The organism is Nocardioides sp. P4_G4, from assembly GCF_056401085.1.
Genome location: NZ_JBFUKA010000001.1, coordinates 29,072 through 54,799, shown reverse-complemented (window position 1 = coordinate 54,799; position 25,728 = coordinate 29,072). Strand labels below are relative to the sequence as shown.

Sequence of the window (25,728 nt, the reverse complement as noted above, 5' to 3'; positions counted from 1 at the left end):
GTCGCTGACGGCGCGCCGCGGTACCGCTGTCCCCGGCGGCTGCCACAGTGCCCTCCACGGGGAGGACGTCGTCGTCGACGTCCGGGAGGGAGAGCCGTGACCAGCACGGCCACTGCAGACCTGGTCATCGAGACCCGGGGACTGCGCAAGGAGTTCACCGGACGACGGGGCACACGGGTCGCGGTGCAGGACCTCGACCTCGCGGTCCCGCGCGGCGGGGTGCACGGCTTCCTCGGGCCCAACGGGTCGGGCAAGACCACCACCATCCGGATGCTGCTGGGCCTGGCCCGGGCGACCCGGGGTGACATGGCGCTGTTCGGCACCCCGGTGCCGGCCGGACTCCCCGATGTGATCGACCGGGTCGGGGCCGTCGTGGAGATGCCGAAGTTCCTCCCCCACTTCACCGGTCGGCAGAACCTGACCATCCTGGCCCGCTCGAAGGGCATCGCCGCCGACCGCGTCGACGCCGCCGTCGACACCGTGGGACTGACCGGGCGCGACGGGGACCGCTACCGGTCCTACTCGCTGGGCATGAAGCAGCGCCTGGCGATCGCCGCCACCCTGCTCAAGGACCCGCAACTGCTCATCCTCGACGAACCCACCAACGGCCTCGACCCCGCCGGCATCCGGGAGATCCGCGAGACGATCCGCACCCTGGGCGAGGCCGGTGTCACGGTGCTCCTGAGCTCGCACATCCTGGCCGAGGTCCAGCAGGTCTGCACCTCCGCGACGATCATCGGCAACGGCCGCCTGCTCGCCTCCGGACGGGTCGAGGACCTGCTCGGCGCCAGCACGGCGTACCGGATCGTCGTCGACGACCCCGACGCCGCCCGCCGCGCCCTCGAGGCCGGTCCGTACGCCGTCTCGGGCGACGCGGGGACATCGCTCCAGGTGGAGACCGACGCCCCGGCCGCCGACATCACCCGCACCCTCGGCGAGGCCGGGATCTGGCTCTCCGAGCTGACGTCCGTGCGCCCCGACCTCGAGACGGTGTTCCTCGAGCTGACGTCCCAGGACACCCTCGGCGTCCCGACCACGACCACGGACGGGGCTGGTCACGCATGAGGCTCCTCGGTGTCGAGCTCACCCGGCTGCGCTGGCGCCGCGCGTGCCTGGTGCTCCTGGTCGCAGCCTTCGTGGTGCCGGCCCTCATCTGGGCGGGGACGGTGTGGGACTCGCGTCCCTACTCCGACGCCGAGGTCCAGCAGGCCACCGAGCAGGCCCAGGCCCAGCCGGGCTTCGCCCAGGAGCTGCGTCGGTGCGAGCGCAAGCCGGAGCAGTACCTCCCGCCCGACGAGGTCCCCGCCGACGCGTCCGCCGTGACCGAGCAGTGCCGCACGCTCGTCACCTCGTGGTGGTCGGGCCAGTTCCGCGAGCCCCTGGACCTGCGCGCCCAGCTCGACGGCGGCGGCACCGCCATCGCGATCGTCGTGGCCGGCCTGATGATGCTGCTCGGCGCGACCTTCGTGGGCGCCGACTGGGCGAGCGGGTCGATGAGCAACCAGCTCCTCTTCGAGCCCCGACGACTGCGCGTGTACGCCGCCAAGGCCGGCGCCGTCGTCGTCGCCGGGGTGGCGCTCGGGCTGGTCGTCGGCGCGGTGTGGTGGCTCGGCCTCGCCGGGGTCGCCCGCGCGCGGGACCTCCCGACGGCCGACGGGGTGGGCGGCGAGATCGGCTGGCAGGTCCTGCGCGCCGCCCTCCTCGCCGCGGGAGCGGGACTGGCCGGACTGGCGACGACCATGCTCTTCCGCAGCACCGTCGCGACGCTGGGGATCCTCTTCGCGGTCGTCCTCGCCGGCTCGTTCCTCATCGCGGTGCTGCCCTTCGAGTCGCCAGAGCGGTGGATGCCCCACCTCAACGTGGCGGCCTGGATCACCGACGGGACGACGTACTACACCGCGGGTGAGCAGACCTGCGTGGACGACGGGACCGGCATGGTCTGCACCGGCGAGCGCGTGCTCACGGCCGGAGCGGCGGCGGCCTACCTCCTGTCCGGGTTGTTGCTCGTGGTGGCGGCCGCGCTGGGCTCCTTCACCCGCCGTGACATCCCGTGAATCGGCTCCCCCAGGCCGAATTGGGCGGCCTCCGGGCGCGGCGTACAGTGACGGCGTGACTGCACCGGCACCCGAAGGACGCAAGCTCCTCCGCCTGGAGATCCGCAACGCCGAGACGCCCATCGAGCGCAAGCCGGAATGGATCAAGACCCGGGCGCGGATGGGTCCGGAGTACACCGCGCTCACCAATCTCGTGAAGTCCGAGGGCCTGCACACGGTGTGCCAGGAGGCGGCCTGCCCCAACATCTTCGAGTGCTGGGAGGACCGCGAGGCGACCTTCCTCATCGGTGGCGACCAGTGCACCCGTCGTTGCGACTTCTGCCAGATCGACACCGGCAAGCCGCAACCACTCGACCGCGACGAGCCGCGCCGCGTCGCCGAGTCGGTGCAGAAGATGCAGCTCAAGTACGCCACCATCACCGGCGTCGCCCGCGACGACCTCGAGGACGGCGGTGCGTGGCTTTACGCCGAGACCGTGCGCGCCATCCACGAGGTCAACCCCGGCACCGGGGTCGAGAACCTCATCCCCGACTTCAACGGCAAGCCCGACCTGCTCCGCGAGGTCTTCGAGTCGCGTCCCGAGGTGCTCGCGCACAACGTCGAGACCGTGCCGCGCATCTTCAAGCGCATCCGTCCGGCCTTCCGCTACGACCGTTCCCTCGACGTCATCACCCAGGCCCGCGACTTCGGCCTGGTGACCAAGTCCAACCTGATCCTCGGCATGGGCGAGACGCGCGAGGAGGTCAGCCAGGCGCTGCGCGACCTGCACGAGGCCGGCTGCGAGCTCATCACCATCACCCAGTACCTCCGCCCCTCGCCCCGGCACCACCCCGTCGAGCGCTGGGTCAAGCCCGAGGAGTTCGTCGAGCTCAAGGACGAGGCGGACGAGATCGGCTTCTCCGGGGTCATGTCGGGTCCGCTGGTGCGTTCGTCCTACCGGGCCGGTCGGCTGTACCGTCAGGCCATGGACGCGCGCGACACCGCCAGCGTCACCGCCTGAACCTCTCCACCTGTCACCAGCTCCCGCACGCCAGACTCCGCACGTAGCAAAGGGCCCGCATGTCGACCGCCGCCACTCCGCCCACCTCGAGGCGGCAGCAGTTCATCCAGACGTACCGGATGGCGAAGAAGACCGACCGCACCATCGGGTTGTGGATCCTCGGCGCCTTCGTCCTCGGCGCGGCCATCGGCTTCGCCGTCATCTGGTTCCTGCCCGGCGACGGCACCCTCGCGCTGGTGCTCGCGATCGTCGGCGCGTTCCTGGTCGGCCTCCTCCTCGCCCTCGTGGTCTTCGGACGCCGGGCGCAGAAGGCGGCGTACGGACAGATGGAGGGCCAGGTCGGTGCCGCCGCCTCGGCGCTCACCATGCTGCGCCGTGGCTGGAAGACCGACCCGGTGGTCGGCTTCAACCGCCAGCAGGACGTCGTGCACCGCGTCGTCGGTCCGCCCGGCATCGTGCTCGTCGGTGAGGGCAACCCGCAGCGCCTGCGCACCCTGATGGCCACCGAGCGCCGCAAGCACGAGCGCGTGCTCCCTGACACGCCGATCCACGAGGTCGTGTGCGGCAACGGCGAGGGCCAGGTCCCGCTCGACAAGCTGGTCCGCCACGTCTCCAAGCTCGGCAAGGACCTCAAGCCCGGCGAGATGACCGACGTGCTCAACCGCCTCAAGGCGATCGACGCCCAGCGCGGCGCCATCCCGCTGCCCAAGGGCCCGGTGCCCACCTCGATGAAGGGCAACCGCGGCCAGCAGCGCGGCCGTTGACCCTACCGGCGTCCCTCGTCCTCCCTCGTGCGGCGTGACAAGCGCGCCCGGCGGGCCCGAGCAGCGTCGGTGACGCGCTCATCGACCTGCTGGCGGGCGACGGTCTGGATGACGTAGGTGTTGTACATGAGGGGCTCCTCGGGTGGGTGTTGCTCGTATACCCGACTCTCGCCCTGAGGCACCCATGCGCACATCGGGACAACGCCCCGGCCGCGGGCTCCGGCTACCTCAGATCGCGCGGAGGTCCGCCAACCGGGCGGTGCGCGAACCGGCCGCCATGTCGTGCAGGCCACGACCGTCGGGACGGAAGATCAGCGGCGGGACCACGAGACCCACCAGCACCTGGCGCAGCACGCAGCGCAGCAACGACACCGGCCCGTACGACCCGTCGTTGCGCACGACCCGGATCCGGGTCGCCAGCTTGCCGAACGAGCCCCCGGCGACCGCAGTGAAGAGCGCCGACTCGGCGACGAAGACCCCCAGCACGTAGAAGCCCGACAGCGGGTCGTCACTCCAGGCACGAGGCCCGATGAAGGCGACCACCACGAGCGTGCAGGCGAACCAGTCGATGACGAGGGCGACGATGCGCCGGCGCCAGGAGGCCGCCTCGACGGCGGTGGTGGCGGTGTCGTTCACGCATCCCAGCCTAGGTGGCACGCCTCAGCGGACGGGCTTCGCACCCTCCGGCGCCTCGACCTCCACGGGCTCGCCCCAGGCGCTCCAGCCGACCAGCGCCGACCGGGCGGCGTCGGCGCCCACCTGATAGGCCAGCTGCACCGGGCGGGCGTCGTCATCGATCCACAGCTTCGCGTCGAGCTCGGCCGGCACGTCCATGACCCGGTAGATGGACTCCTGGGGCAGCTCGGCCAGCCAGGCCTTCGTGTCCAGGGTGAGGTCGTAGCGGGTCGCCTCCTCCCCCGCCACCTCGTCGGCGGTCCCCTCACCGACGGCGGTGACCCCGGCCTCGAGGGCCGCCATCTCGGCCGGTACGTCGATGGCGAGCAGGATCGGCACCACGCCGGCGTCGAAGCCGTCGGCGCCCTGCAGGCGCGGGTCGTCCTCCTCGAGGTAGCGCCACCGGTCCTTCGCGGCCGCGCCGCCGACGTACACCCGGCCGTCCACGCGGCGCACCTCGAGCCCGGCTCCGGTCTGGTCACCGGTCACGGCCACCAGGGCGGGGTCCTCGCCCCAGCTGACGTCGGCCTCGATGTCGTCGGCCGACTCCTGCGTGCCGAGGGTGACGTGGGCCGACTCCTCGCCCGCGACCGCCTCGCTGACAGCGGGCATCAGCGTCGTCGTGTCGTACGCCGCGGCGTCACCGCCGCCCGTCCCTGCGATTCCGCCATCGCTGCAGGCGCTCAGCCCCAGCGCGCAGGTCGCGAGAGCGGCGGCCAGGAGGGACGGCGTACGGGCAGGACGGATCGGGAGAGCCATGGCACGACCCTAGGAGGGTCCGCGGAACGGCCCGGTGGCCGGGACATCTGTTACATCGCCGAAACAAACGAGATACGGTCGAGAAACGGCCCGTGCGTAGGTTCACGGGCATCCGGTGCAACGGTGCGCCGTACTCCACGTCGGTTCCACACACTTCGGTGCGCGTCCGTCCGGTCGCCGCCCAGGAGGACGCATGTTCAGCAACAGCGACGAGCTGCTCAAGTACATCAAGGACGAGGGCGTCGAGATGGTCGACGTCCGCTTCTGTGACCTGCCCGGTGTGATGCAGCACTTCACTGTGCCCGTGTCCTCGTTCGACCAGTCGGTCTTCGACGACGGCCTTGCCTTCGACGGCTCCTCGATCCGTGGGTTCCAGGCGATCCACGAGTCCGACATGTCCCTCTTCCCGGACGTGACCACGGCCTACATCGACCCCTTCCGCGTCTCGAAGACGCTGGTCGTCAACTTCTTCATCCACGACCCGATCACCGGCGAGGCCTACTCGCGCGACCCTCGCAACATCGCCAAGAAGGCGATGGCCTACCTCGCCTCCACCGGGATCGGCGACACCGCCTACTTCGCCCCCGAGGCCGAGTTCTACGTGTTCGACAGCGTGCGCTTCGAGACCTCGGCGAACGCGGGCTTTTACCACATCGACTCCGAGGCCGGCGCCTGGAACAGCGGCTCCACGGAGAACAACCGCGGCTACAAGGTCAAGTACAAGGGCGGCTACTTCCCCGTCGCGCCCTACGACCACTTCGGTGAGCTGCGCGACGAGATGGTCATCGAGCTCGAGAAGTCCGGACTGCTCGTGGAGCGTGCCCACCACGAGGTCGGCACGGCCGGTCAGGCCGAGATCAACTACAAGTTCGACGAGCTGCTCAAGGCCGCCGACGACGTGATGAAGTTCAAGTACATCATCAAGAACACCGCCTGGCGCAACGGCAAGACCGCGACGTTCATGCCCAAGCCGATCTTCGGCGACAACGGCTCCGGCATGCACTGCCACCAGTCGATCTGGAAGGACGGGGACCCGCTCTTCTACGACGAGACCGGGTACGCCGGCCTGTCGGACATGGCCCGCCACTACATCGGCGGCATCCTCAAGCACGCCCCGTCGCTGCTGGCCTTCACCAACCCGACGGTGAACTCCTACCACCGACTGGTGCCCGGCTTCGAGGCCCCGATCTCGCTGGTCTACTCCCAGCGCAACCGCTCGGCCTGTGTGCGCATCCCGATCACCGGTGCCAACCCGAAGGCCAAGCGGATCGAGTTCCGCTGCCCCGACCCGTCGGCGAACCCGTACCTCGCCTTCTCGGCGCTCCTGCTCGCCGGGATCGACGGCATCCAGAACAAGATCGAGCCGCCGGCCCCGATCGACAAGGACATCTACGAGCTGCCGCCGGACGAGATGGCCGACATCGACCAGGTGCCCACCTCGCTCGACGCGGTGATGGACAACCTGGAGAGGGACCACGAGTTCCTCACGGCGGGCAACGTCTTCACGCCCGACCTGATCGAGACCTGGATCGACTACAAGCGCACGAACGAGATCCTGCCCGTGCAGCTGCGGCCGCACCCGCACGAGTTCGAGCTCTACTACGACATCTGAGCAAGAGGGGCGACACCGCCCCTGACCTGTACGAAACGCGAGGCCCCTGCCCGGGTTCCCCGAATTCCCCCGAGAATCAGGGGGTCCCAGGGCGGGGGCTTCGCCGCGCCCACCCACCGAGTGCCCGCGATGAGCCGTCGCGCCGGGCTGGCTCGGCGCGGCATCGACCGCGACCTTTGTGCCCTTGTCGTCGTCCGGCTCGACCAGTACGTCGGCCACGTGCTGCCCCGGGTCGCTCTGGACGAGCTGAGCCCCTACCTGGCCGGCTTCCTCAGGGTGCCGACGTGCGCGCCCTCGCGGTGCAGGACCTGAGCGTTCGCGCGGCCGATGCCGCGAGAGGCGCCGGTGACCAGCACGTGACGGGCGTCTGACCGGAGGTTCTCCAGCCCGTCTGGGTCAGGCCCAGACGACCTCGAGCTCGTCTCGCTGGCCGAACCTCGTGAGGTGGGCGGCGACCACCTGGGCCCAGCGGTCCAGGTCACCGTCCGTGGGCACGCTGGCCTCGATCTCGAGGGCGCCGGCGGCCGGGCGCAGGACGACGGTCTGGCCATCGCCCATGACCAGCGTGCGGGAGTCCCCGTCCTCGGTGACGGTCGCCTTGGCCGCCCAGTGGCTGGCGAGCTGCTTGGCGTAGCGGTCGGGACGGTCGGTGGCCATGGTGCCGTGCTTGCTCATGGCTCCAGCCAAGCACGGGGGGACGCGGGTACGAAAGAGGGACCGTCGATGCCACGGATCACCGACGCGGATGCCCCACCGGGGCGACCGGCTCCTAGGCTGGCGGGACAGCCAGCCAGAGGAGTCGTGCAGTGCCCACAGTCCCCCGTCGCGTCGTCACCGGGCACTCCCCCGAAGGCGTCTCCCTCGTCCTCTCGGACGGTCCAGCACCTGTTAGCCGCGAGCTCCCCGACGACGGGGTCGCGTTCCACGAGATCTGGAGCACCAGTGGCGCACCGGCGCCGCTGACCGCCGCCGAGGACGTCGACCCGACGGAGCGGGAGCTCGCTGTTCCGCCTCCACCGCTGGGCACCAAGATCCGGATCAACGAGTTTGCACCGGGCTACCTCGACGAGCGCGGACTCCAGTCCCCCGTGCACCGCACCGCGTCGGTCGACTACGGCATCGTCCTCGAGGGAGAGATCACCTTGGTCCTCGACGACTCCGAGGTCACCCTCCACGCCGGCGACATCGTCGTACAGCGGGGGACGGACCATGCGTGGGCGAACCGCGGCGACTCCGCAGCGAGGGTCTGCTTCGTCCTGGTGGACGGCGAGTTCACTCCCGAGCTCGCTGCGACTCTTCCCGACGGCGCGCTGGACCGCCTGTCGCGCAAGGGCCCCRGGGACTAGACGTCCGGCGGATCCGTGACCGCCGCCGACAGCGAGTGGCGTCCGGGGCCGAGCGTGCTCGGCCACCCCCCACCGGGATCCAGCTCGGCGACACATCCCTCGGGCACCTCGACGTCGAGCGTCGCGACCACGCCGGACTCGGCGGTCCAGGCGACCCGGATCAGCCCGTGCGGTGACCGGAGGCTCGTCTCGGCACTCGTCAGGCCGCCGCCCGGACGGGGCGCGACCCGGAAGCGTCGGTATCCAGGCTCGACCGCTCCGAGACCCCCGACAGTGCGGTGCAACCAGTCGACCACCGACCCGAGGGCGTAGTGGTTGAAGCTCGTCATGTCGCCGGGGTTGACCGAGCCGCCCGGGAGCAGGGAGTCCCAGCGCTCCCACACCGTGGTCCCACCCATGGTCACGGGGTAGAGCCACGAGGGGCACTCGGGCTGCATCAGCAGGGCGTAGGCGTCCTGGAGGTGGCCGGTGCCGACCAGCGCGTCGAGGACGAAGGCCGTGCCGGCGAAGCCCGTCCCGATGTGGTGCCCCTCCGCCCGCACCAGCTGCGCCAGCCGGTCGCCCGCGAGGGCCCGCCTGGGATCCTCGTCCAGCAGGCCCAGCTCGAGGGCCAGCGCGTACGCCGTGGGGCAGTCGCTGTGCACGCGGCCACGACCGTCGACGTAGTGCCGCAGGAACGCGGCTCGTACGTCGTCGGCCAACGCGAGGAGCGTCGCGCGGTCCTCCTCGAGCCCGAGCACTCCGGCAGCGTGTGCGACCAGGCGGACCGAACGGTGGTAGACCGCCGTGGCCACGACACCCGTGTCGGCACGCGACCGTCCGGGGTCGTCGGGCGGCGCGGTGGGGTCGAGCCAGTCGCCGAACTGGAACCCGCCCTCCCAGAGGCCACGCTCGGAGAGAAGGCGGTCGCGCACCCGCTCGACGTGCGCGAGCATCGAGGTCCACTGGGTGCGCAGCACGTCCACGTCGCCGTACGCCGTGAAGAGGGTCCATGGCACCCAGACCGACGCGTCGGCCCAGATGGCGGAGGCGTCCATCGGCGGGAGGCCCTCGGGCGGGGCCTCGAACTTCAGGCAGTCCGGCGCCGCCAGTGGCACTCGTCCGTCCGCGTGCGACTGCTCGAGGGCGAGGTCCACCAGCCACTGCTGCAGGAACGTGCCGACGTCGAAGAGGTAGGCGGCGCTGGGCGCGAACACGGCCAGGTCCCCGGTCCAGCCGAGGCGCTCGTCGCGCTGGGGGCAGTCGGTCGGGACGCCGACGGAGTTGCCGCGCCAGGACCACACGGCGTTCTCGTGCAGGCGGTTGAGTCGCTCGTCGCTGCAGGAGAAGTGGCCGATGCGCGCCTGCTCGGTGTGCACGACGACGGCCTCCACGTCGTCCGCGGACGGAGTCCCGGGCCAGCCGGTGAAGCCTGCGTAGCGGAAGCCGTGCGTGGTGAAGCTCGGCTCGAAGAAGTCCTCGCCCCCGCTCAGCACCAGACGATCCGTGGCCCGAGCGGTCCGGAGCGGTCGTGTGCAGAGCTCGCCGTCCTCGAGAACCTCAGCGTGGCGGACCGTGATGGTGCCTCCCTCCGGCCCCTGCACGGTGAACCGCAGCCAGCCGACCAGGTTCTGGCCGAAGTCCAGCAGCGTCTCGCCGCTGGGAGCGACCCAGACGCGCTCCGGTCGCACCGACTCGTGGCGGCGGATGGCGGGGTGCTCGGAGCCGTCGAGCCGGGCGGTGTCGAAGTCCAGCTCGCGGGTGCGGACCCAGGTGTCCGGTTCGACCCGGCGTGCGTCGACGGTCTGGCCGTCGTACAGGTCGTCGGCCGCGACGCTGGAAGCCCCTGCCTCCCACGACGTGTCGGTCCCGATGACCGCGGTGATGCCGTCGTTGTACTCGATCTCCAGCTGGGCGAAGGCGCCGGGCTCGCTTCCGTACAGGTTGCGGTTGCCGTGGAAGCCGAGGCGACCGCGGTGCCAACCGCTGCCCACGTGCAGCCGTATCTCGGTGTCGGGCTCCATGAGGTGGGTGACGTCGTGGCTCCGGTAGCGGAGGCGCCACTCGTAGCTCGTCCACCCCGGCGCCAGCACCTCGTCGCTGACCGGTCGGCCGTTCACGCTCGCCTCGACCACGCCGAGGGCCGTCACGTGCAGGGTGGCCCGTCGCGGCTCGCCCGCGAGGCGGACTCGTCGACGGAAGACGGGTGCTCCGTCGAGGTCGGCGTCCGGGGTGATCATCCGGGCGGCCCAGCCGACCTCCTGGGCGGCCAGCTGCTTGGTGAGCGGTACGACGCCGCCCATGGAGGCGCTCACCGCGTCAGCCGAGCTCGGCGAGGGTGTCCTCGACCCAGTCGGCGACGAACGCGTTGATGTGCGGCATGTGGTCGAGCCCGACGTGCTCGGCCGCGCCCTCGTCCACGGTGAAGATCCGCAGCTCGCGCTTCGGGCTGTTCACCGCCTGGTCGTAGGACTGGTGGGCGTAGTCGACCGAGATCTGGCGGTCGTTCTCGCCGTGCGCGATAAGGAACGGGACGGTGATCTCCTCGACCACACCGTTGAGCTGGACGCCCTCTGCGTACTCGATGAACTTCTCGACGTCGTCGAAGCCCCAGACCCAGAGCACGTGCTCCCAGTAGTGTGGCACCGGGTTCTCGCCCTCGCGCTGCAGCCGCTTCTTCTGGACCTCGCCCCAGTTGTGGTTGGCGCCCCAGACGGCGACGAGCTTGAAGCGCTTCTCGTACGCCGCCGCGCGCGGGCAGTAGTAGCCGCCCAGCGACCAGCCCGCCAGACCGATCCGGTCGGCGTCCACGTCCGTGCGGGTCTCGAGGTAGTCGACGCACGCAGTCCCCCAGGCCTCGGTCTCGATGCGCGCCTTCAGGTCCTGGAAGCGGAGCGCCTCCCCCGATCCCGGGCAGTCGACCATCAGCACCGAGATGCCGCGCTCGCGCATCTCCTGCGGCCAGCCCGAGGTGTACATGTGCTCCTTGGTGGAGTCCAGGCCGTTCCACATGACCACGCACGGCACCGGCTCGCCGTCCTTGCTCGCGTTGGAGAAGTACGCCGGCAGGGTGGTGCCCTCGAACGGCACCTCGACGCGCGAGGTGGCGGGGTCGGCGATCTCGAAGACCTTGGCGAACGCGTCGAGAGCCTGTTGGTAGAACTCGCGTCGGCCGGGGTCGGTGTTGCTGAGCATCCGCTCGGCCTGGCAGACGTAGAGCCCCGACCGGTACCACTGCTGGCCCGCGGTCCGCAGGTGGCCGGCGGCCTCGGACGCCCGGGCCTGGTCGGCGACCTGGTCGGYGACGGCCTTCCACGACTGCATGAACACCCTGCTGCCGGTGTTCACGTCCGGCGCCTCGCGCGCGGGCCGGCAGGCGCGGTCGACCTCGTCGATGGCACCTCCGTTGTTCAGCGTCGCGCAGACGCCGAGGTTCCAGACGTACTTGGGGCCGGTGAAGTACTCGAACATGCCCCCGACTGTGCCGCCCATCACTCGATGGTGGAACCAGCGCGTGGTGATGCGAGGTATCCGGCATCCGGGGTTCCGCGACGGGCACGTCCCGCCGTCGAATGTGACGGTGAACACTCGAGCATTCCCTGACAACTTCCTCTGGGGCGTGGCCGGATCCGGCCACCAGACCGAGGGCGACAACGTCGACAGCGACACCTGGTTCCTCGAGAACGTGACGCCAACCGTGTTCCGCGAACCGTCCGCCAAGGCGTGCGACTCGTGGAACCGGTGGCGCGAGGACGTGGACCTGGCCGCGGCGATGAACCTGACGGCGTACCGCTTCTCCGTGGAGTGGGCGCGGGTCGAGCCGACCGAGGGCGTCTTCTCCGACGAGGCGCTCGACCACTACGAGGCCATCGTCGACGTCTGCCTCGAGCACGGCATGACGCCGGTCGTGACGCTCAACCACTTCACCTCGCCGCACTGGTTCGCGAAGAAGGGCGGCTGGCTCGACGACGGGGCTCCTGCCGCATTCGCGCGCTACTGCGACGCGGTCATGGCCCGCTTCGGCGACCGCATCGGCTGGGCCATCACGTTCAACGAGCCCAACCTGACGCGTGTCCTGAGCTGGTACGGCCTGCCGCAGTTCGTGCACGACCTCGAGCGGGTCACGCTCGAGGCCGCCTCCGTCGCTTCCGGGGTCGAGCGCTACCGCGTCGGCAACGTCTGCCTGCCGGAGGACTTCGACGCTCTCGAGCAGGGCATGACCGCCGGCCACGTCGCGGCACGCGAGGTGATCAAGTCGCGTCGTCCCGACCTGCCCGTAGGCCTGTCCCTGGCGATCATGGACGACGTGGTGGTCGGCGACGACCCGTCGGTGCGCGACCGCAAGCGGAGCGAGTGCTACCAGCACTTCCTGGAGGTGGCGCGCGACGACGACTTCATCGGCGTGCAGAACTACGAGCGGGTGCCCTACGACGCCCACGGCAAGGTCGAGGCTCCCGAGGGTGCCGAGCGCAACCAGATGGGGACCGTCATCGAGCCCGCCTCCCTGGCCGGGGCGGCCCGCTGGGCGCACGAGGTCTCCGGGGTGCCGGTGCTCGTCACCGAGCACGGCATGGCGACCACCGACGACCGGCAGCGCGCCGGCTTCATCGAGCCGTCGCTGGTGCACCTGCTAGACGCGATCGAGGACGGGGTGCCGGTCGTCGGCTACACCCACTGGACGCTGCTGGACAACTTCGAGTGGATCTTCGGCTACGACTACCAGCTCGGCCTGCACGAGGTGGACCGGGAGACCTTCGAGCGGACCRCCAAGCCGAGCGTCGGCGTCCTCGCCGCGATCGCCAAGGCAAACGCCGTCCAGGGCTAGCAGGGAGCCGGTCGTGGCAGGCTGACGGCATGGTCGACGTCGGTGTCGTGTCAGGCCGCGGCTCGGCCATCGACTCCCTTCTGCCTGTCCCCCCGGGCTGTCACACGTCTCTGCTCTGATGAGCCCATGCACCTGGTCGTTGTGGGCGCGCTGATGCGCGAAGGTCGGGTCCTGCTCGTACATCGGAGGCCCGACAAGCATGCCTACCCTGACCTGTGGGACCTGCCAGGTGGGTTCATCGAGGCCGGCGAATCAGAGCTCGACGCGCTTGCACGGGAGCTGGACGAGGAACTCGGCGTGCAGGTAGCGACAGCCGCCGCCACCCATCTGTGCCGACTCACGGTGGGACCTGACGATGAGCCGGTCCACCTGAGCGCCTGGCTCGTGCCTGACTGGCAAGGAACGCCGGCCAACGTCGCTCCCGAGGAGCATGACGACATCGGGTGGTTCAGCCTCGAAGGCTTCCCTCCCCCGCCGCATGTGGTCGTACGCACGGCGTTGGTGGAGGCGCTACAGAGCCACGGCCGCTGAGATCCGATGCTCTGTCATCGGCGATCCGGGTTCTGAACAGCGATGTAGAGCTCGACGCTCCGGTCCCATCTTGTCCGGGTTGGACTGTGCGGGATCTTGTGGTGCACCTCGGCGGCGTCCACCAGTGGGCGACTCATGCCGTAGTCGAAGTGCTGGCTGCAACAGCGGCGGACGCGCCCGCATGGACCCTCGATGACCGCAAGCTCGAGGGCGCATCCATCGTGCTCCGACACAAGGCCGCGGCACATCCAGATCCGCGCGCGCCGACGCGCACTGTGCGGCATGAGCGGACGGGTGTGCGTCAAGACGACGGCCCCTTCGTAGCATCGGGTTCATGTACACGCCACCGTTCAACCGCGCTGACGACGAGGGCGACCTACGCAAGTTCGTTGCCGATGTCCGGGTGGGCTGGTTCGTCACCAGCCGAGTCGGCGCCGCCCCGGCTGCCTCGTTCCTTCCGGTGGTATGGAGGGCCGACACCGTCATCGCCCACTTCGCCAAGGCGAACCCGCACTGGCGCGAGATCGAGACTGACACCCCAGCGCTGCTCATCGTGACGGGCCCAGATGCCTACGTGTCCCCGAGTTGGTACGCCGCCAAGGCTGAGCACGGCAAGGTCGTGCCCACCTGGAACTACAGCGCGGTTCACCTGACAGGCATGGCTCGGGTCCACGAGGACCCAGAGTGGCTACGCGCAGCCGTGACGGACCTGACCGCTCAGCACGAGGAGCCGCGTGACCAGCGTTGGCAGGTCAGCGATGCACCGGCTCCCTACATCGAGGGACAGCTGCGGGGCATCGTTGGAGTCCAACTCACGGTGACGCGCGTGGAGGGCAAGGCGAAACTGAGCCAGAACCGCTCAGACGCCGACCGCGTGGGCGTCATCGACGGCCTCCGCGCAGACGGACGACCCGGCGACCAGGCGGTGGCTGACGAGATGGCCGCCTTGCTCAGCCAGGACTGAGGTCGCCCCCGTCCGCTCATCGCCATGTGCGGACGCACGGGTCGCGGCATCTGCGGACGTGGGAGCAAAGGGGCCAGGATGACTGCTGAGGGCGTTGCCCCCGTCTGCGGGGTGGTCTGTACCGGGACGCGTCTTGCGTTACTCGCCGCCATACTGCAAGAGGACCGTCCCCCAGGTTTGCACCGTGGAGGTGATCGTGATGGCAATCGCGCCGAGCATGAGCAAGCGCCTGGCGGCCGAGTTCCTCGGCACGTTCGTCCTCGTCTTCGGTGGCTGCGGGACGGCCGTTCTCGCTACGACCAACACCGATGTCGGTGTCGGGTGGCTAGGCGTCGCGCTCGCCTTCGGCCTCACGGTCCTCACCATGGCGTACGCGGTCGGCCACATCTCTGGTGGCCACTTCAACCCCGCAGTCACCCTGGGTGCGGCGGCTGGGGGCCGGATCGCCTGGAAGGACACCCCTGCCTACATCGCCACTCAGGTGGTTGCCGGGGTCGTGGCTGGCGCCGTCTTGCTGGTCGTGGCCAACGGGCTGGACGGCTTCTCGGCCGTGGACAGCGGCTTCGCCTCGAACGGCTACGGCGATCGCTCACCGATGGGCTACAGCCTGCTCGCCTGCTTGATCATCGAAGTTCTGCTGACGGCCGTCTTCCTGTGGGTGATTCTGGGCGCCACCGACACTCGCGCGCCCAAGGGGCTGGCACCGCTGGCCATCGGCCTCGCGCTCACCCTGATCCACCTGATCAGCATCCCGGTGACGAACACGTCGGTGAACCCGGCGCGGTCCATCGGTGTGGGAGTGTTCGCAGGCGCAGACGCCATCGCGCAACTGTGGCTGTTCGTCGTCGCCCCGATCGCCGGTGCCCTGATCGCTGGCGTCACCTACGCCACCCTGCTCGGCGACGATGCCGCCGTCAGCCTCCCCGAAGCCATGGAGACCTGAGTCCGGGCGTCAACAGTCTCGGCGCTGAACCCCGCACGTAGGCACGTACCTCGGCAGGCTCGGCCTCCTGTGCCGTGCTCGCCGACCTGGGTGAGGCCCGCGACGAGCGCTCGCTCGGATTGGTCATCGCGCGGCCAAGCCGGGTGTTGGGCCGCATGCCCATGTCCTGCGGCTGACGTCCTTGCCATACTCGCGTCGTGGACGAGGACGACAACCGGCTGAACTGGGGGCAGGTCGCGGCAGCGGCCGGTGCCGCGATGTCCGCCGCATTGCTCCTGTCGACCTTGGGCGTGGCGGGCACGATCGTCGGAGCCGCGATCGGAAGCGTGGTTGCCAGCGTTGCGACCCACGCCTACAGCCGCGGGATCAAGGGGGGCCGCAAGCGCGCGGAGGCCGGCTTGAAGGCAGGTCCGGCCGCCCGCGACCAGGCCCCGCCGGGACCGCCCGAGCCGGCTCTGGCGGCCCGGCACGGTCTGCCTTGGAAGCGGATCACCGTCGGAGCGGTCATCCTGTTCGTCGGGGTCATGGTCGTCATCACCGCCGTCGAGCTGACGACGGGCAAGGCGGTGTCGTCGTACACGGGTGGTAGCGACGAGGACACACAGACCACCATCCCGGGGGTGAGACAGCCAGATTCGACGCCGCAACCCAAGCCTTCTCCCTCCGACACACCGACGGAGTCGCCCTCGGAGACCGTTACGCCTAGCGAAGGCACCACTCCGAGCGACACGGCCAGTCCCTCCCCCACCGAGTCGCCGACGCCGTCGCTGGAGTCGCCGACCGGCACTCCCCTCACAACCCCGGAGCAGACAACGTCCTCTCAGCCGGGCTGATCGGTCGGCGTCGCCCGGTCGAAGACGTTGAGGAAGGCGGAGGTCAGGGGCGCAGCGAGAATGGCTCCCATCAGGCGACGAGCAGCGTCGGAGGTTGGCGCTGAAACCCCGCCGCTGCGCACCCGGACCGCGCCGGCGACGCATCTGGACCAGGACCGAGCGGCGCGCTAGACCTGTCACATGAGGCTCGAGCCGCTCTACCGGATCCGGTTCACCTACCCCGAGAGCTGGTCGGTCTCGCTGGAGGGCGGCTGGGAGCGGCACCTCTACCTCGCCGAGGGTCGCAGCGAGGGGACGGTCGCCGGCCGGTTCCGGGGCGCCAACTTCCCCTACCGCAGGACGACGGACGGACCGTTCTGCCCTGACTTCCGCGCCGTCATCGAGACCGACGACGGCGCGACCGTGATGGTCGACGTCACCGGCTACGGGCGGGCCCACCCCGAAGGTCGCCGGCAGGTCGTCGGGTCCGTGCGGCACGCCAGCGACACCCACCCCTACAGCCGACTGAATGACGTCCAGTGCGTCTGCGTGGGCGAGGTCCGGACGTCGGACGATCCCGCGGCGGGGCCGGAGCTCGTGATCGACGTGGCCGAGCTCGTGTGGGAGCCGATCGCCGAGTGACGAGGGCACGTGCTCAGGCCTCCGCCCGCACGCTTCCCGACAGCACGCCGAGACCCTCCACCTCGAGGCGTACGACGTCGCCCGGCTCGAGCGGAGGGGGCGTCTGCGACTCGTTGCGTCCCCAGAGCTCGGCCAGGCAGCCACCGCCACCGGTGGTCCCCGACGCGAGCAGGTCGCCGGCGAGGACGACCGAGTCGCGGGAGGCGTGGGCGACCATCTCGGCGAACGACCAGTTCATGTGGGCCAGGTTGTCGTGCCCGATGAGCTCGTCGTTGACGTAGGCCTTGCAGTCGAGGTCCAGCGAGGGGAGCTCGTCGGAGGTGACGATCCACGGTCCGAAGGTGGTGRCGAAGTCCTTGCCCTTCGCGGGCCCGAGGCCGACCTGCATCTCGCGGGACTGGATGTCGCGGGCCGACCAGTCGTTGAGGATCGTGTAGCCGAAGATCGCGGCCTCCGCCTCCTCGACAGACGCCGACCGGAGGTCGGCGCCGACGACGCAGGCGACCTCCATCTCGAAGTCCAGTGCGCGGCAGGAGACGGGGCGCGGGATCGCCTCGCCCGGCCCGTAGAGCGCGTGCGGGTTCGTGAAGTAGAACTGCGGCGCGTCGTACCACGCCTCAGGGACACCCGCGGCGTGGTCGATCGAGCGGCGGACGCCCTCGACGTGCGACTCGAACGTCACGAAGTCGCGGACCGAGGGCGGCTTGTAGGGCAGCAGCAGGTCCGAGTCGACGTACGCGACGGGTCTCCCCCGCATCGCCCGCTCTCCCACTTCGAGCGCCCGGTCGAGACCCATCCGGACCAGCTCGCCGACGGGCACTGGCAGGAGGTGTGCCGCCCCGTCGTCGACGACCGCCGGGCCCTGGCGCAGGGTCGCGATCCTCACGTCGGCTGCCTGGTCGCGTCGGCGATGCCCTTGTGCGAGACGTGCGCCGTGAGCCCGCCGTCGATGACCAGCTCGGCCCCGTTGTAGTAGGACGACTCGTCGGAGACCAGGAAGACGATCGTCGGCGCGATGTCGGCGGGCACGCCCACGCGGCCGAGCGGCACCTCGGCGATCGCCGCGTCGAAGAAGGCGGGCGGGGCCGACTCCATCAACGGGGTGTCGACGAGGCCGGGCATGACCGCGTTGACCCGGATGCCTTGCGTCGTTCCGAGCTCGAGCGACGCCGCCCGCGTGAGCCCGCGGAGGGCCCACTTGGACGACGTGTACGCCGCCGCCGCGTGTCCGGCGACGGCCGCGACCGAGCAGATGTTGACGATCGACGAGCCCGGCGGCATCAGGGGCGCGAGTGCCTGGATGCCCAGCATCGGGCCGGTGACGTTGATGTCGAAGGTCCGGTGCCACTGGTCGAGGGAGACGTGCGGGAGGCGCTCCCGGGCAGCGACCCCGGCGTTGTTGACGAGGCTGTCCACCCGGCCGTGCTCGGCGCGGATCCAGGTGGCCAGGTCGGCCCAGCCGTCCGGGTCGGTCACGTCGAGGTGGCGCTCGACCACCGGGACGTCCCAGCCGGCGCCCTCGGCGTCGAACGACTCGAAGTCCAGCACGTCGGTGGCGATCACCGTGGCGCCCTCGGCTGCCAGGGCGCGCGCCTCCTCTGCACCTTGGCCACGAGCGGCCCCGGTGACCACGACCACCTTGCCGTCGCAGCGACCCATGTCAGACGGGGGGCGCGACGAAGACGCCCTTGTCGGGGTCGTTGAAGGAGTCGCGGGCGATGATCTCCGACATCGGGTCGGCGGTGCCCCACTGGTCCTGGGTCATCGGGTCGGCGATGTCGTAGACGCTGGGGTGCCACGGGTCGGTCTCGATCTTCTCGAGCTCGGTCGTGTACTCCATCGTGTTGCCGCTGGGGTCGAGGAAGTAGGAGAACGTGTTGTTGCCGGCGTTGTGACGACCCGGGCCCCAGATCTTCTTGATGCCCGCGCGCATGACGCGGCCGGTGCCGCGCATGTACTCGTCCAGGCCGCGCATCTCGAAGGAGACGTGGTGGACCGAGGTGTGCGGGCCGCGGGCGATCGCGAGGCTGTGGTGCCAGTCGTTGCACCGCATGAAGTGCATCATCTCGCCCATGTGCTCGCCCCAGAGCGTGTCCGAGAGCTTGAAGCCGAGGGTGTTCTCGTAGAAGTCCCTGGTCCGGTTGGGGTCGTTGGAGTTCATCACGGCGTGCGAGATCCGCACGGGGATCGCCTCGCCCTCCTCGATCGCCCGGTGCTGGCGCGTCTCGACGTCGGTGGAGATCTCGATGGTCCGGCCGTCGATGTCGAAGAACCGGAAGCCGTAGCCGCCGCCCGCGGACTGGAGGGTGTCCGGCTCGCTGACGAGCTGGATCCCCTCGATGCCGAGCTTGGCGGCGAGCGCGTCCACAGCAGCGGTGTCGGTGGCGCCGAAGGAGATCAGGTCGAGTCGCTTCTCCTCGGCCTGGCGCAGCCGGACGACGTACTGCTCGGGCGACCCCTCGGCCGCGAAGTAGGACAGCCCGCTGTCGGTGCCCTGCTCGGTGAGGCCCCACGTGTCGCGGTAGAACGCGCGCTGGGTCTCGTAGTCGGTGACCGCGAGGTCGACGTGGCGCAGGTGGGTGATGCCGTGCTCGTTGAGGTGGCTCATGGTTCCTTTTCCGTTCGATTTGTCCGAGGACGCTCAGCCCAAGGTGGAGGCGCCGCCATCGACGACGATGTTGGTGCCGGAGACCCACGACGACTCGTCGGAGGCCAGGTAGATCGCCGCGTTCACGACGTCGGACGCCTGGCCGTGCCGGCCGAGCGGGATCCGGTCGAGGACGACCTTCTGCATGCGCTCGGGAGGGTCGGCCAGCAGTGGCGCGGTGTTGGGCGTCTCGGTCATGCCGGGACTGATGCAGTTGGCCCGGATGCCGTGCGGCCCGCCCTCGACGACCAGCTGGAGGGTGAGTGACATGACGCCTCCCTTGGCGGTGGAGTGGGCGTTCTGAGGCATGAACTCCACGCCCCTCATCGCGGCGATGGAGCCGACGTTGACGATCGACCCGCCTCCGCGCGCCTTGAGGTGCGACCAGGCAGCACGGACCGTGTAGTAGACGAGGCTCAGCTCGTTGCGCATCGTGAAGTCCCACTCCTCGATGCTCAGCTCGTCGATCGCGCCGAACCGCTGCGCCGAGGCGTTGTTGTAGAGCACGTCGAAGCCGTCGTACGTCGACGCGGCGACGTCCACCCAGGCGGCCGCGGCCGGGGCGTCACCGAGGTCCACGCCGCCCATGCAGGTGATCTCACCGCCCCCCGCCCGCACCGCGGCCTCGGTCGAAGCAGCCCCCTCGACCGACAGGTCGCAGCCCACGACGCGGGCGCCCTCGGCGCAGAACATCGACGCGGCGGTGACCCCCATGCCGCCACCCACGCCGGTGATCAGGGCGACCTTGCCCGCGAGCCGGCCCGCCGGCCTCGAGGCTCGCTGCGCTCGCACCTCAACCACCGAGGGCCGCCGTCCGGTCGAGGAGCTCGATGAGGTTGCCCTCGGGATCGGCGACGTAGGCCATGCGCACACCCGGTTCGGGAGAGGGGCGTGGTGACATCCGGTCCGTCGCACCGACCRCCACCAGGGCGTCGTACGCCTCGTCCACGACCGGCACGTCGAACGCGACGTGCCCGAAGCCACGCGTCAGCGCGGCCTCCACCGGGTTGGCGGCCTGCAGGCCGGCGACCGACCCCGAGCGGGACAGCAGCTCGATCCGGTAGCCGGACGGAGAGACGAGCATCGCGCCGTCGAGCTCGACATGTCCGAGGGCGAACTCGAACTCCACCTCCAGGTCGAGTGCATCGCAGTACCAGCGCTTCATGGCCTCGAGGTCGGCGACCGTGAGCCCCACGTGGTCGAAGGTGCTCATCCGGCGACCGGCTCGTTGACGTAGACGGTCCGGACGTTGGTGAACTCGCGAGTGCCCTCGGCCGACAGCTCGCGGCCGTAGCCGGAGCGGCCGATGCCACCGAACGGCAGGCGTGGGTCGGAGGCGACCATGGCGTTGACGAACAGGGCCCCGGAGCGGATCCGGCGACCCACGGCCAGCCCTCGGTCGGACTGCGACCAGACGGACGCACCGAGGCCGTAGGTCGTGTCGTTGGCGAGCTCGACGGCGTGGTCGTCGTCGCGGGCGCGCACGATCGCGGCGACCGGCCCGAACGTCTCCTCGACGAACGAGGTGGTGCCCGGCAGGACGTGGTCGAGCACCGTGGGCTCGAAGTAGAAGCCCGGTGCATCGATCGGCGAGCCGCCGCAGACCAGCTCTGCACCCTCGGCGACGGAGTCGGCGACCTGGCGTGCCAGGCCCGCCCGCAGGTCGTCGCGGGCCATCGGGCCGATGGTCGTCGTGGGGTCGGTCGGTGCGCCGACCACGAGCCCAGCCACCTGCTCGACGAAGAGCCGGACGAACTCGTCGGCAACCGGCTCAGCGACGATGAAGCGCTTCGCGGCGATGCAGCTCTGCCCGCCGTTGCCGTAGCGGGACTTCGCGGCGACCTTGGCGGCGCTGGCCAGGTCGGCGTCGTCGAGGACGACGAAGGGATCGGATCCGCCCAGCTCGAGGACGGATTTCTTCAGGAAACGTCCCGCGGCGGAGCCGATCGCCTCACCAGCGCGCTCGGACCCGGTCAGCGTCACCGCAGCGACGCGAGGGTCTCCCACGATCCGCGGCGTCATCTCACCGAGCTGCTCATCGGCGAGGACCAGGGTCGTGAAGAGGCCCGAGGGTGCACCGGCGTCGGAGAACAGCTTCTCGATGGCCAGCGCGCAGCCGGTCACGTTGGGAGAGTGCTTGAGCACTCCCGCGTCTCCGGCGACCAGGGCGGCGCACGCGAAGCGCAGCACCTGCCAGAAGGGGTAGTTCCACGGCATCACCGCGAGCACGACACCGATCGGCTCGTAGGACAGCCACGATCGGGCAGCGGCGGACGCGACCTCGTGGTCGGCCAACCACCCGGGCGCGGAGTCGGCGACGACGGCGCAGTTCCACGCGCACTTGTCGACCTCGGCCCGGGCCTCGGCGAGCGGCTTGCCCATCTCCGCGGTGATGAGGGCGGCGTACTCCTCACGCCGCTCGACGAGCAGCGTGCCGACCGAGCGCAGCAATTCGCAACGCTCCTCGAGGGGGACCTGTGACCACGCCTCGTACGCTGCGTGGGCCGCCGCGAGTGCGGCGTCGACCCCGGCCTCGTCGTGGGAGTCGTACGTCGCCAGCTCCGCGCCCGAGGACGGGTCGCGCGTGGTGATGGTCGGCGACATCAGAGCCCCTCCGCGAGGGCGAGCACGCCGAGGCCGGCCGGGGCCTCACGGCGTCGCGCGGCGGGCGCGGCGGGCACGTCCTCCGGGTCCTCCACGACGGTGTTGCGGATCGTGCCGATGTTCTCGATGGTCATCTCGACCACGTCCCCGACCTCGAGTGGCGGCGGGGTGAGGCGGCCCGTACGGCCCCAGGACTCGGCCAGGGACCCCGACGCGCAGGTGCCGGAGGCGAGCACCTCACCGGCCTTGACCCACGAACCCCGGGACGCGTGCGAGACCAGCTGCTCGAAGGACCAGCTCATGTGTCCGGACCGGTCGGCGCCGACCCGCTCGCCGTTGACGGAGACCGCCATGCCCAGGTCGAGGAAGCCCTCCTCGTCGCGGAAGCCGTCGAGCTCGTCGGCGGTCACGACCCATGGGCCGATCGTGGTGGCGAAGTCCTTGCCCTTCGACGGGCCGAGCTTCAGCCTCATCTCGCGTCCTTGGACGTCGCGGGCCGACCAGTCGTTCATCACGCAGTAGCCGCCGATGGCCGAGCGCGCCTCCTCGGCAGTGGCGTTGCGGACGTCGCGGCAGACCACCGCGGCGATCYCGAGCTCGAAGTCCAGCCGCTCGGTGTCCGGCGGCATCGCGACATCGTCGAAGGCCCCCGTCACGGCGTGCGGCGCCATGAACAGGAACACCGGGGCGGTGTACCAGTCGTCCGGGACGCCGGGGTTCCCGTGGCCGCGCTCCATCCCGTCCACATGAGCCTCGAAGGTGAGGAAGTCCCGCATCGCCGGCGGGTAGACCGGCGGGAGCAGCACGACCTCGTCCGGCTGGTGGCCGTCGGACTGGGCGGCCACGTCAGCGGCCAGCTCGCGCGCCTCCGGCTCCGCGGCAAGGAGCTCCACGAGATCGGTCCCGTCCTCGAAGGGGTGCACCCACCAGGTGCGCCCCTCCCCCACGACGAGGCCGACGCGACGCACGTCGGCTGCGTCGTCGATCAGCCGGAAGGCGGCGAGCTTCATCGGAGCCCTCAGCCGCCGATCGTCTCGTAGAAGGCACGCTCGCGGTTGGCCAGCACGGGGATGGCCTGCTCCAGCGCGTACTGCTTGAAGTGGTCGGAGGCGCCGTGCGCGGCATAGGCGTCCTCGTCGTCGTAGATCTCGAAGAGACGGAACACGGAGGTGTCGGACGGGTCCTGGAAGGCCTGGTAGAAGCGGTTCCCCGGCTCCTCCCGCGAAGGCGGGGTGAGCTTCTCGATGGCGTCGAGGACGACATCCTCCGAGCCGGGCTGGGCGGTCCACGTGGCACTGACTACATAGGGCATGTCGCCAAGTCTGTGGCGACCGGCACGGCCGGCGGAAAGCATTGGCGCCGATACCTGCCATCGGCGTGAACCGGGTTCCGCGTGATCGCAGTCACAGGTTCGCTATGACCCACGACACAGGCAGCGAGCCGCTGCCGCGTACCCCCAGGAGATGCCATGCAGCACCGCCAGAACCTCCGTCGAGCGGCCGTCGCGGCCGTCGCGGTCGGCACGCTCTTCTCGCTCGCCGCCTGCGGCAGCGACCCGGAGCCTGCCAACGGCGCCACGGACACCAGCACGGACGGCGGCTCGGACGACGCCAACAAGACGATCGTGTTCTCGCCACTGGGCCTGCAGATCCCCGCGATGAAGCAGCTCTCCGAGGGCGTCCAGGGCTACGGCCAGAGCAAGGGCTACGACGTCACCGTCCAGGACCCGAAGCTGGACGCCCAGAAGCAGGTCACCGACCTGCAGACGGTCATCGAGTCGGGCAAGGCCGCCGGCGTGTGGTCGATCGCCATCGCCCCGCCGGCCATGTCGGCCCTGGTGCAGACCGCGCTCGACAAGGACGTCCCGATCATCCTCAACGGCACGCCCGAGGACTACGGCCTGGACGGCCTGGAGCCGGGCGTCTCGTTCTCGACCATCGACTACGAGGCCGAGGGCCAGGCAGCGGGCGAGGAGCTCGGCAACTGCATCAACGAGCGCTACGACGGCGCGGGCACCGTGCTGTTCGGTGAGTCCGCGCCCGGCACGGCCGGCAAGGAGCCGTTCGAGACCGCCGTCAAGAAGGCTCTCGCCGAGACCGCCCCGGACGCCGAGATCGTCTCCACCTTCACCGTGAGCGATCGGGGCGCCGCCCAGACCGACGTGGGCAGCGCACTCCAGGGCAACCCCGACCTCAACGCCGTCTTCGGCCAGAACGACGAGGGCGCACTCGGCACCGTCGGTGCCTTCAAGGCCGCCGGCAAGGACGTCCCTTGCATCACCGAGGGCGGCGGCAACGAGGAGACCCTCGCGGCGGTCGAGTCCGGTGACATCTACGCCGTGGTCGCCCTGCAGTTCGCCGATGACATGGCCCAGTCGTTCGACGCGCTGACCGCGATGATCGACGACCCCGAGGCCGCCGGCGTGCAGCTGACTGTTCCCCAGGAAGTCGTGAAGGCAGACGGGTGACCCTCGTGTCCAGCTCCGAAGTGAAGCCTGCGGCGACCGAGGCGGGGGCCGACGCCCCTGCCCCGGTCCCCACCGGGCACGACGTCCCGCGCACGGTCTCGGTGCTCGTCTTCCTGCGCGACCGCGGCATCTTCATGTTGTGGGGCCTGCTCATCGCCGTCTTCGCCTTCTGGTGCTCGCCCTACTTCTTCACGGTCGACAACGCCCTGCTGATCGCGAACGCCGGTGCCCTGACGGCGCTGTTCGCAGCAGGCGTCGGCGTCGGCATCATGACCGGCGTCCTCGACCTGTCGCTGCCGGGCACGGCGGCGATCGCGTCGTGCGTCTGCGGCTGGCTGCTGACCAACGGCTACTCCACCTGGCTCGCCCTGCTGGCGGGTCTGGCCTGCGGCGTCGTGGTCGGCCTGGTCAACGGCCTCATCACGCTCCGTGGCTTCAACCCGATCATCGTCACGATCGGCACGCTCTCGGTGCTGACCGGTCTGGCGGCGGTCGTGGCGGGGGGCTACACGTTCCCCGGCCTCACCCAGCTCGAGTTCATGGGCACCCACCGCTACCTGCGGATCGGCGAGAGCGGCGAGACCTTTCCCGGCATCCCGGCACCGGTCTTCATCGTGGCAGTCGTCTTCGTCGTCGGCACGATCTTCCTGACCCGGACGCGAGACGGCCTGCGGCTGATGGCCGTCGGCGCGAACGCGGAAGCCGTACGTCGTGCCGGGATCCCCAGCACGCGCTACACGGTGCTCGGGTTCGTCATCTCGGGGTTCCTCGCCGCAGTCGGTGGCCTCGTCAACACCGCCAACGTGACCGAGGCCAACCCCGCGGCGAGTCCGGCGATCATCTTCACCGCGCTGACGGCCGTCGCCCTCGCGGGCGTCAGCCTCACCGGTGGTCGCGGCAGCCTGCCACGGGTGCTCGTCGGCGCCCTGGTCCTCGCGACCATCGCCAACGGCCTCACCATCCGCGGCATCCAGCCCTACTGGGCCACCGTCGCGACCGGCGCGCTGCTGATCTTCTCGTTGATGTTCGAGCGAGTCCTGCAGAACAGCGTCTCCGAGCGGCTGATGTCCGCCAACCTGTCCGTCCACGAGAAGCAGGGGTGAC

29 protein-coding genes and 1 pseudogene are annotated in these 25,728 nt (G+C 70.2%); 16 read left to right on the top strand and 14 right to left on the bottom strand.

The window, feature by feature from the left end:
- The first annotated feature begins 96 nt into the window (after positions 1 to 96).
- Genes AC1DQF_RS00280 through AC1DQF_RS00265 form a run of 4 tightly spaced genes read left to right on the top strand, consistent with a single transcriptional unit; the run spans position 97 to position 3,818 of the window.
- A complete protein-coding gene (locus AC1DQF_RS00280) occupies positions 97 to 1,065 on the top strand; it encodes an ABC transporter ATP-binding protein (RefSeq protein ID WP_477523197.1) in 969 nt (322 codons plus the stop codon).
- Positions 1,062 to 2,054 (top strand): hypothetical protein, encoded by a 993-nt coding sequence (locus tag AC1DQF_RS00275; RefSeq protein ID WP_477523196.1) that lies wholly within the window; start codon positions 1,062 to 1,064, stop codon positions 2,052 to 2,054. The genes AC1DQF_RS00280 and AC1DQF_RS00275 overlap by 4 nt, the downstream gene beginning before the upstream one ends.
- A gap of 55 nt (positions 2,055 to 2,109) precedes the next feature.
- Complete coding sequence (gene lipA / locus AC1DQF_RS00270) at positions 2,110 to 3,054, top strand: lipoyl synthase (RefSeq protein ID WP_477523195.1); 945 nt, start codon at positions 2,110 to 2,112, stop codon at positions 3,052 to 3,054.
- A gap of 59 nt (positions 3,055 to 3,113) precedes the next feature.
- The gene (locus AC1DQF_RS00265) at positions 3,114 to 3,818 is read left to right on the top strand and encodes a DUF4191 domain-containing protein (RefSeq protein ID WP_477523194.1); all 705 of its coding nucleotides are present in this window, start codon (positions 3,114 to 3,116) and stop codon (positions 3,816 to 3,818) included.
- 2 nt (positions 3,819 to 3,820) lie between these two features.
- Here the strand turns inward: AC1DQF_RS00265 and AC1DQF_RS00260 are convergent, their stop codons facing one another.
- The 3 genes from AC1DQF_RS00260 to AC1DQF_RS00250 all read right to left on the bottom strand — a co-directional run bounded on the left by AC1DQF_RS00260 (position 3,821) and on the right by AC1DQF_RS00250 (position 5,252).
- Entirely contained in the window at positions 3,821 to 3,946 is a 126-nt protein-coding gene (locus AC1DQF_RS00260; RefSeq protein ID WP_477523193.1) for a hypothetical protein, read from the bottom strand.
- Between the two features lie 100 nt (positions 3,947 to 4,046).
- Positions 4,047 to 4,454, bottom strand: coding sequence for an RDD family protein (locus AC1DQF_RS00255; RefSeq protein ID WP_477523192.1), 408 nt, complete (start codon positions 4,452 to 4,454; stop codon positions 4,047 to 4,049).
- 24 nt (positions 4,455 to 4,478) lie between these two features.
- Entirely contained in the window at positions 4,479 to 5,252 is a 774-nt protein-coding gene (locus AC1DQF_RS00250) for a hypothetical protein (RefSeq protein ID WP_477523191.1), read from the bottom strand.
- Positions 5,253 to 5,445: 193 nt separating this feature from the next.
- Here AC1DQF_RS00250 and glnA point away from each other — a divergent pair, with 193 nt between their 5' ends.
- Positions 5,446 to 6,864: a type I glutamate--ammonia ligase gene (gene glnA, locus AC1DQF_RS00245; RefSeq protein WP_477523190.1), complete on the top strand. Its 1,419-nt coding sequence runs from the start codon at positions 5,446 to 5,448 to the stop codon at positions 6,862 to 6,864.
- A 129-nt stretch (positions 6,865 to 6,993) separates the two neighbouring features.
- Positions 6,994 to 7,176, top strand: a complete 183-nt coding sequence (locus AC1DQF_RS00240; protein WP_477523189.1) for a hypothetical protein — start codon at positions 6,994 to 6,996, stop codon at positions 7,174 to 7,176.
- Positions 7,177 to 7,260: 84 nt separating this feature from the next.
- Here the strand turns inward: AC1DQF_RS00240 and AC1DQF_RS00235 are convergent, their stop codons facing one another.
- Positions 7,261 to 7,539, bottom strand: a complete 279-nt coding sequence (locus AC1DQF_RS00235; RefSeq protein WP_477523188.1) for a DUF2218 domain-containing protein — start codon at positions 7,537 to 7,539, stop codon at positions 7,261 to 7,263.
- 131 nt (positions 7,540 to 7,670) lie between these two features.
- Between AC1DQF_RS00235 and AC1DQF_RS00230 the strand changes: the two genes are divergently transcribed.
- The gene (locus AC1DQF_RS00230) at positions 7,671 to 8,210 is read left to right on the top strand and encodes a cupin domain-containing protein (RefSeq protein ID WP_477523187.1); all 540 of its coding nucleotides are present in this window, start codon (positions 7,671 to 7,673) and stop codon (positions 8,208 to 8,210) included.
- Here the strand turns inward: AC1DQF_RS00230 and AC1DQF_RS00225 are convergent.
- A complete protein-coding gene (locus tag AC1DQF_RS00225; protein WP_477523186.1) occupies positions 8,207 to 10,504 on the bottom strand; it encodes an alpha-L-rhamnosidase in 2,298 nt (765 codons plus the stop codon). The genes AC1DQF_RS00230 and AC1DQF_RS00225 overlap by 4 nt on opposite strands.
- A gap of 4 nt (positions 10,505 to 10,508) precedes the next feature.
- A complete protein-coding gene (locus tag AC1DQF_RS00220) occupies positions 10,509 to 11,660 on the bottom strand; it encodes an alpha/beta hydrolase family protein (RefSeq protein WP_477523185.1) in 1,152 nt (383 codons plus the stop codon).
- A 109-nt stretch (positions 11,661 to 11,769) separates the two neighbouring features.
- Between AC1DQF_RS00220 and AC1DQF_RS00215 the strand changes: the two genes are divergently transcribed.
- From AC1DQF_RS00215 to AC1DQF_RS00185, 7 genes and pseudogenes are all read left to right on the top strand, one after another.
- Positions 11,770 to 13,014 carry a glycoside hydrolase family 1 protein gene (locus AC1DQF_RS00215; RefSeq protein ID WP_477523184.1) on the top strand — a complete coding sequence of 415 codons (1,245 nt, stop codon included), beginning with the start codon at positions 11,770 to 11,772 and terminating at the stop codon, positions 13,012 to 13,014.
- Positions 13,015 to 13,140: 126 nt separating this feature from the next.
- Positions 13,141 to 13,545: an NUDIX domain-containing protein gene (locus AC1DQF_RS00210; RefSeq protein ID WP_477523183.1), complete on the top strand. Its 405-nt coding sequence runs from the start codon at positions 13,141 to 13,143 to the stop codon at positions 13,543 to 13,545.
- Positions 13,458 to 13,787: pseudogene (locus AC1DQF_RS00205) on the top strand (maleylpyruvate isomerase N-terminal domain-containing protein); the annotation flags it as partial. The gene AC1DQF_RS00210 and the pseudogene AC1DQF_RS00205, both read left to right, overlap by 88 nt.
- A gap of 92 nt (positions 13,788 to 13,879) precedes the next feature.
- Complete coding sequence (locus tag AC1DQF_RS00200) at positions 13,880 to 14,509, top strand: FMN-binding negative transcriptional regulator (protein WP_477523182.1); 630 nt, start codon at positions 13,880 to 13,882, stop codon at positions 14,507 to 14,509.
- A gap of 184 nt (positions 14,510 to 14,693) precedes the next feature.
- Positions 14,694 to 15,452: an aquaporin Z gene (gene aqpZ / locus AC1DQF_RS00195; protein WP_477523181.1), complete on the top strand. Its 759-nt coding sequence runs from the start codon at positions 14,694 to 14,696 to the stop codon at positions 15,450 to 15,452.
- A gap of 197 nt (positions 15,453 to 15,649) precedes the next feature.
- Complete coding sequence (locus AC1DQF_RS00190; RefSeq protein WP_477523180.1) at positions 15,650 to 16,285, top strand: hypothetical protein; 636 nt, start codon at positions 15,650 to 15,652, stop codon at positions 16,283 to 16,285.
- A 180-nt stretch (positions 16,286 to 16,465) separates the two neighbouring features.
- A complete protein-coding gene (locus AC1DQF_RS00185) occupies positions 16,466 to 16,906 on the top strand; it encodes a DUF3237 family protein (RefSeq protein WP_477523179.1) in 441 nt (146 codons plus the stop codon).
- Between the two features lie 13 nt (positions 16,907 to 16,919).
- Here the strand turns inward: AC1DQF_RS00185 and AC1DQF_RS00180 are convergent, their stop codons facing one another.
- The 8 genes from AC1DQF_RS00180 to AC1DQF_RS00145 are packed head-to-tail and all read right to left on the bottom strand — an operon-like array spanning position 16,920 to position 23,469.
- Complete coding sequence (locus AC1DQF_RS00180) at positions 16,920 to 17,792, bottom strand: fumarylacetoacetate hydrolase family protein (protein ID WP_477523178.1); 873 nt, start codon at positions 17,790 to 17,792, stop codon at positions 16,920 to 16,922.
- A complete protein-coding gene (locus AC1DQF_RS00175) occupies positions 17,789 to 18,565 on the bottom strand; it encodes an SDR family NAD(P)-dependent oxidoreductase (RefSeq protein ID WP_477523177.1) in 777 nt (258 codons plus the stop codon). The genes AC1DQF_RS00180 and AC1DQF_RS00175 overlap by 4 nt, the downstream gene beginning before the upstream one ends.
- Position 18,566: 1 nt before the next feature.
- Complete coding sequence (locus AC1DQF_RS00170) at positions 18,567 to 19,514, bottom strand: VOC family protein (protein WP_477523176.1); 948 nt, start codon at positions 19,512 to 19,514, stop codon at positions 18,567 to 18,569.
- Between the two features lie 33 nt (positions 19,515 to 19,547).
- Positions 19,548 to 20,345, bottom strand: a complete 798-nt coding sequence (locus AC1DQF_RS00165; protein ID WP_477523175.1) for an SDR family NAD(P)-dependent oxidoreductase — start codon at positions 20,343 to 20,345, stop codon at positions 19,548 to 19,550.
- Position 20,346: 1 nt separating this feature from the next.
- Entirely contained in the window at positions 20,347 to 20,766 is a 420-nt protein-coding gene (locus tag AC1DQF_RS00160) for a VOC family protein (RefSeq protein WP_477523174.1), read from the bottom strand.
- Complete coding sequence (locus tag AC1DQF_RS00155) at positions 20,763 to 22,157, bottom strand: NAD-dependent succinate-semialdehyde dehydrogenase (protein ID WP_477523173.1); 1,395 nt, start codon at positions 22,155 to 22,157, stop codon at positions 20,763 to 20,765. Before AC1DQF_RS00155 ends, AC1DQF_RS00160 begins: the two co-directional genes overlap by 4 nt.
- A complete protein-coding gene (locus AC1DQF_RS00150; protein WP_477523172.1) occupies positions 22,157 to 23,167 on the bottom strand; it encodes a fumarylacetoacetate hydrolase family protein in 1,011 nt (336 codons plus the stop codon). Before AC1DQF_RS00150 ends, AC1DQF_RS00155 begins: the two co-directional genes overlap by 1 nt.
- Positions 23,168 to 23,175: 8 nt before the next feature.
- On the bottom strand, positions 23,176 to 23,469 hold the full coding sequence (locus tag AC1DQF_RS00145; protein WP_477523171.1) for a putative quinol monooxygenase: 294 nt from the start codon (positions 23,467 to 23,469) through the stop codon (positions 23,176 to 23,178).
- Positions 23,470 to 23,625: 156 nt separating this feature from the next.
- Between AC1DQF_RS00145 and AC1DQF_RS00140 the strand changes: the two genes are divergently transcribed.
- Positions 23,626 to 24,624 carry a sugar ABC transporter substrate-binding protein gene (locus tag AC1DQF_RS00140; RefSeq protein WP_477523170.1) on the top strand — a complete coding sequence of 333 codons (999 nt, stop codon included), beginning with the start codon at positions 23,626 to 23,628 and terminating at the stop codon, positions 24,622 to 24,624.
- A 5-nt stretch (positions 24,625 to 24,629) separates the two neighbouring features.
- The gene (locus tag AC1DQF_RS00135; protein ID WP_477523169.1) at positions 24,630 to 25,727 is read left to right on the top strand and encodes an ABC transporter permease; all 1,098 of its coding nucleotides are present in this window, start codon (positions 24,630 to 24,632) and stop codon (positions 25,725 to 25,727) included.
- The last annotated feature ends 1 nt before the right edge of the window (position 25,728 follow it).

Excerpts from the sequence above, each read along its gene's own strand:
- AC1DQF_RS00275 (WP_477523196.1), top strand. The coding sequence starts at position 1,062 with ATGAGGCTCCTCGGTGTCGAGCTCACCCGGCTGCGCTGGCGCCGCGCG.
- AC1DQF_RS00265 (WP_477523194.1), top strand. The coding sequence starts at position 3,114 with ATGTCGACCGCCGCCACTCCGCCCACCTCGAGGCGGCAGCAGTTCATC.
- AC1DQF_RS00260 (WP_477523193.1), bottom strand. The coding sequence starts at position 3,946 with ATGTACAACACCTACGTCATCCAGACCGTCGCCCGCCAGCAGGTCGAT.
- AC1DQF_RS00250 (WP_477523191.1), bottom strand. The coding sequence starts at position 5,252 with ATGGCTCTCCCGATCCGTCCTGCCCGTACGCCGTCCCTCCTGGCCGCC.
- glnA (WP_477523190.1), top strand. The coding sequence starts at position 5,446 with ATGTTCAGCAACAGCGACGAGCTGCTCAAGTACATCAAGGACGAGGGC.
- AC1DQF_RS00240 (WP_477523189.1), top strand. The coding sequence starts at position 6,994 with ATGAGCCGTCGCGCCGGGCTGGCTCGGCGCGGCATCGACCGCGACCTT.
- AC1DQF_RS00235 (WP_477523188.1), bottom strand. The coding sequence starts at position 7,539 with ATGAGCAAGCACGGCACCATGGCCACCGACCGTCCCGACCGCTACGCC.
- AC1DQF_RS00210 (WP_477523183.1), top strand. The coding sequence starts at position 13,141 with ATGCACCTGGTCGTTGTGGGCGCGCTGATGCGCGAAGGTCGGGTCCTG.
- AC1DQF_RS00200 (WP_477523182.1), top strand. The coding sequence starts at position 13,880 with ATGTACACGCCACCGTTCAACCGCGCTGACGACGAGGGCGACCTACGC.
- AC1DQF_RS00185 (WP_477523179.1), top strand. The coding sequence starts at position 16,466 with ATGAGGCTCGAGCCGCTCTACCGGATCCGGTTCACCTACCCCGAGAGC.
- AC1DQF_RS00175 (WP_477523177.1), bottom strand. The coding sequence starts at position 18,565 with ATGGGTCGCTGCGACGGCAAGGTGGTCGTGGTCACCGGGGCCGCTCGT.
- AC1DQF_RS00170 (WP_477523176.1), bottom strand. The coding sequence starts at position 19,514 with ATGAGCCACCTCAACGAGCACGGCATCACCCACCTGCGCCACGTCGAC.
- AC1DQF_RS00155 (WP_477523173.1), bottom strand. The coding sequence starts at position 22,157 with ATGTCGCCGACCATCACCACGCGCGACCCGTCCTCGGGCGCGGAGCTG.
- AC1DQF_RS00145 (WP_477523171.1), bottom strand. The coding sequence starts at position 23,469 with ATGCCCTATGTAGTCAGTGCCACGTGGACCGCCCAGCCCGGCTCGGAG.
- AC1DQF_RS00140 (WP_477523170.1), top strand. The coding sequence starts at position 23,626 with ATGCAGCACCGCCAGAACCTCCGTCGAGCGGCCGTCGCGGCCGTCGCG.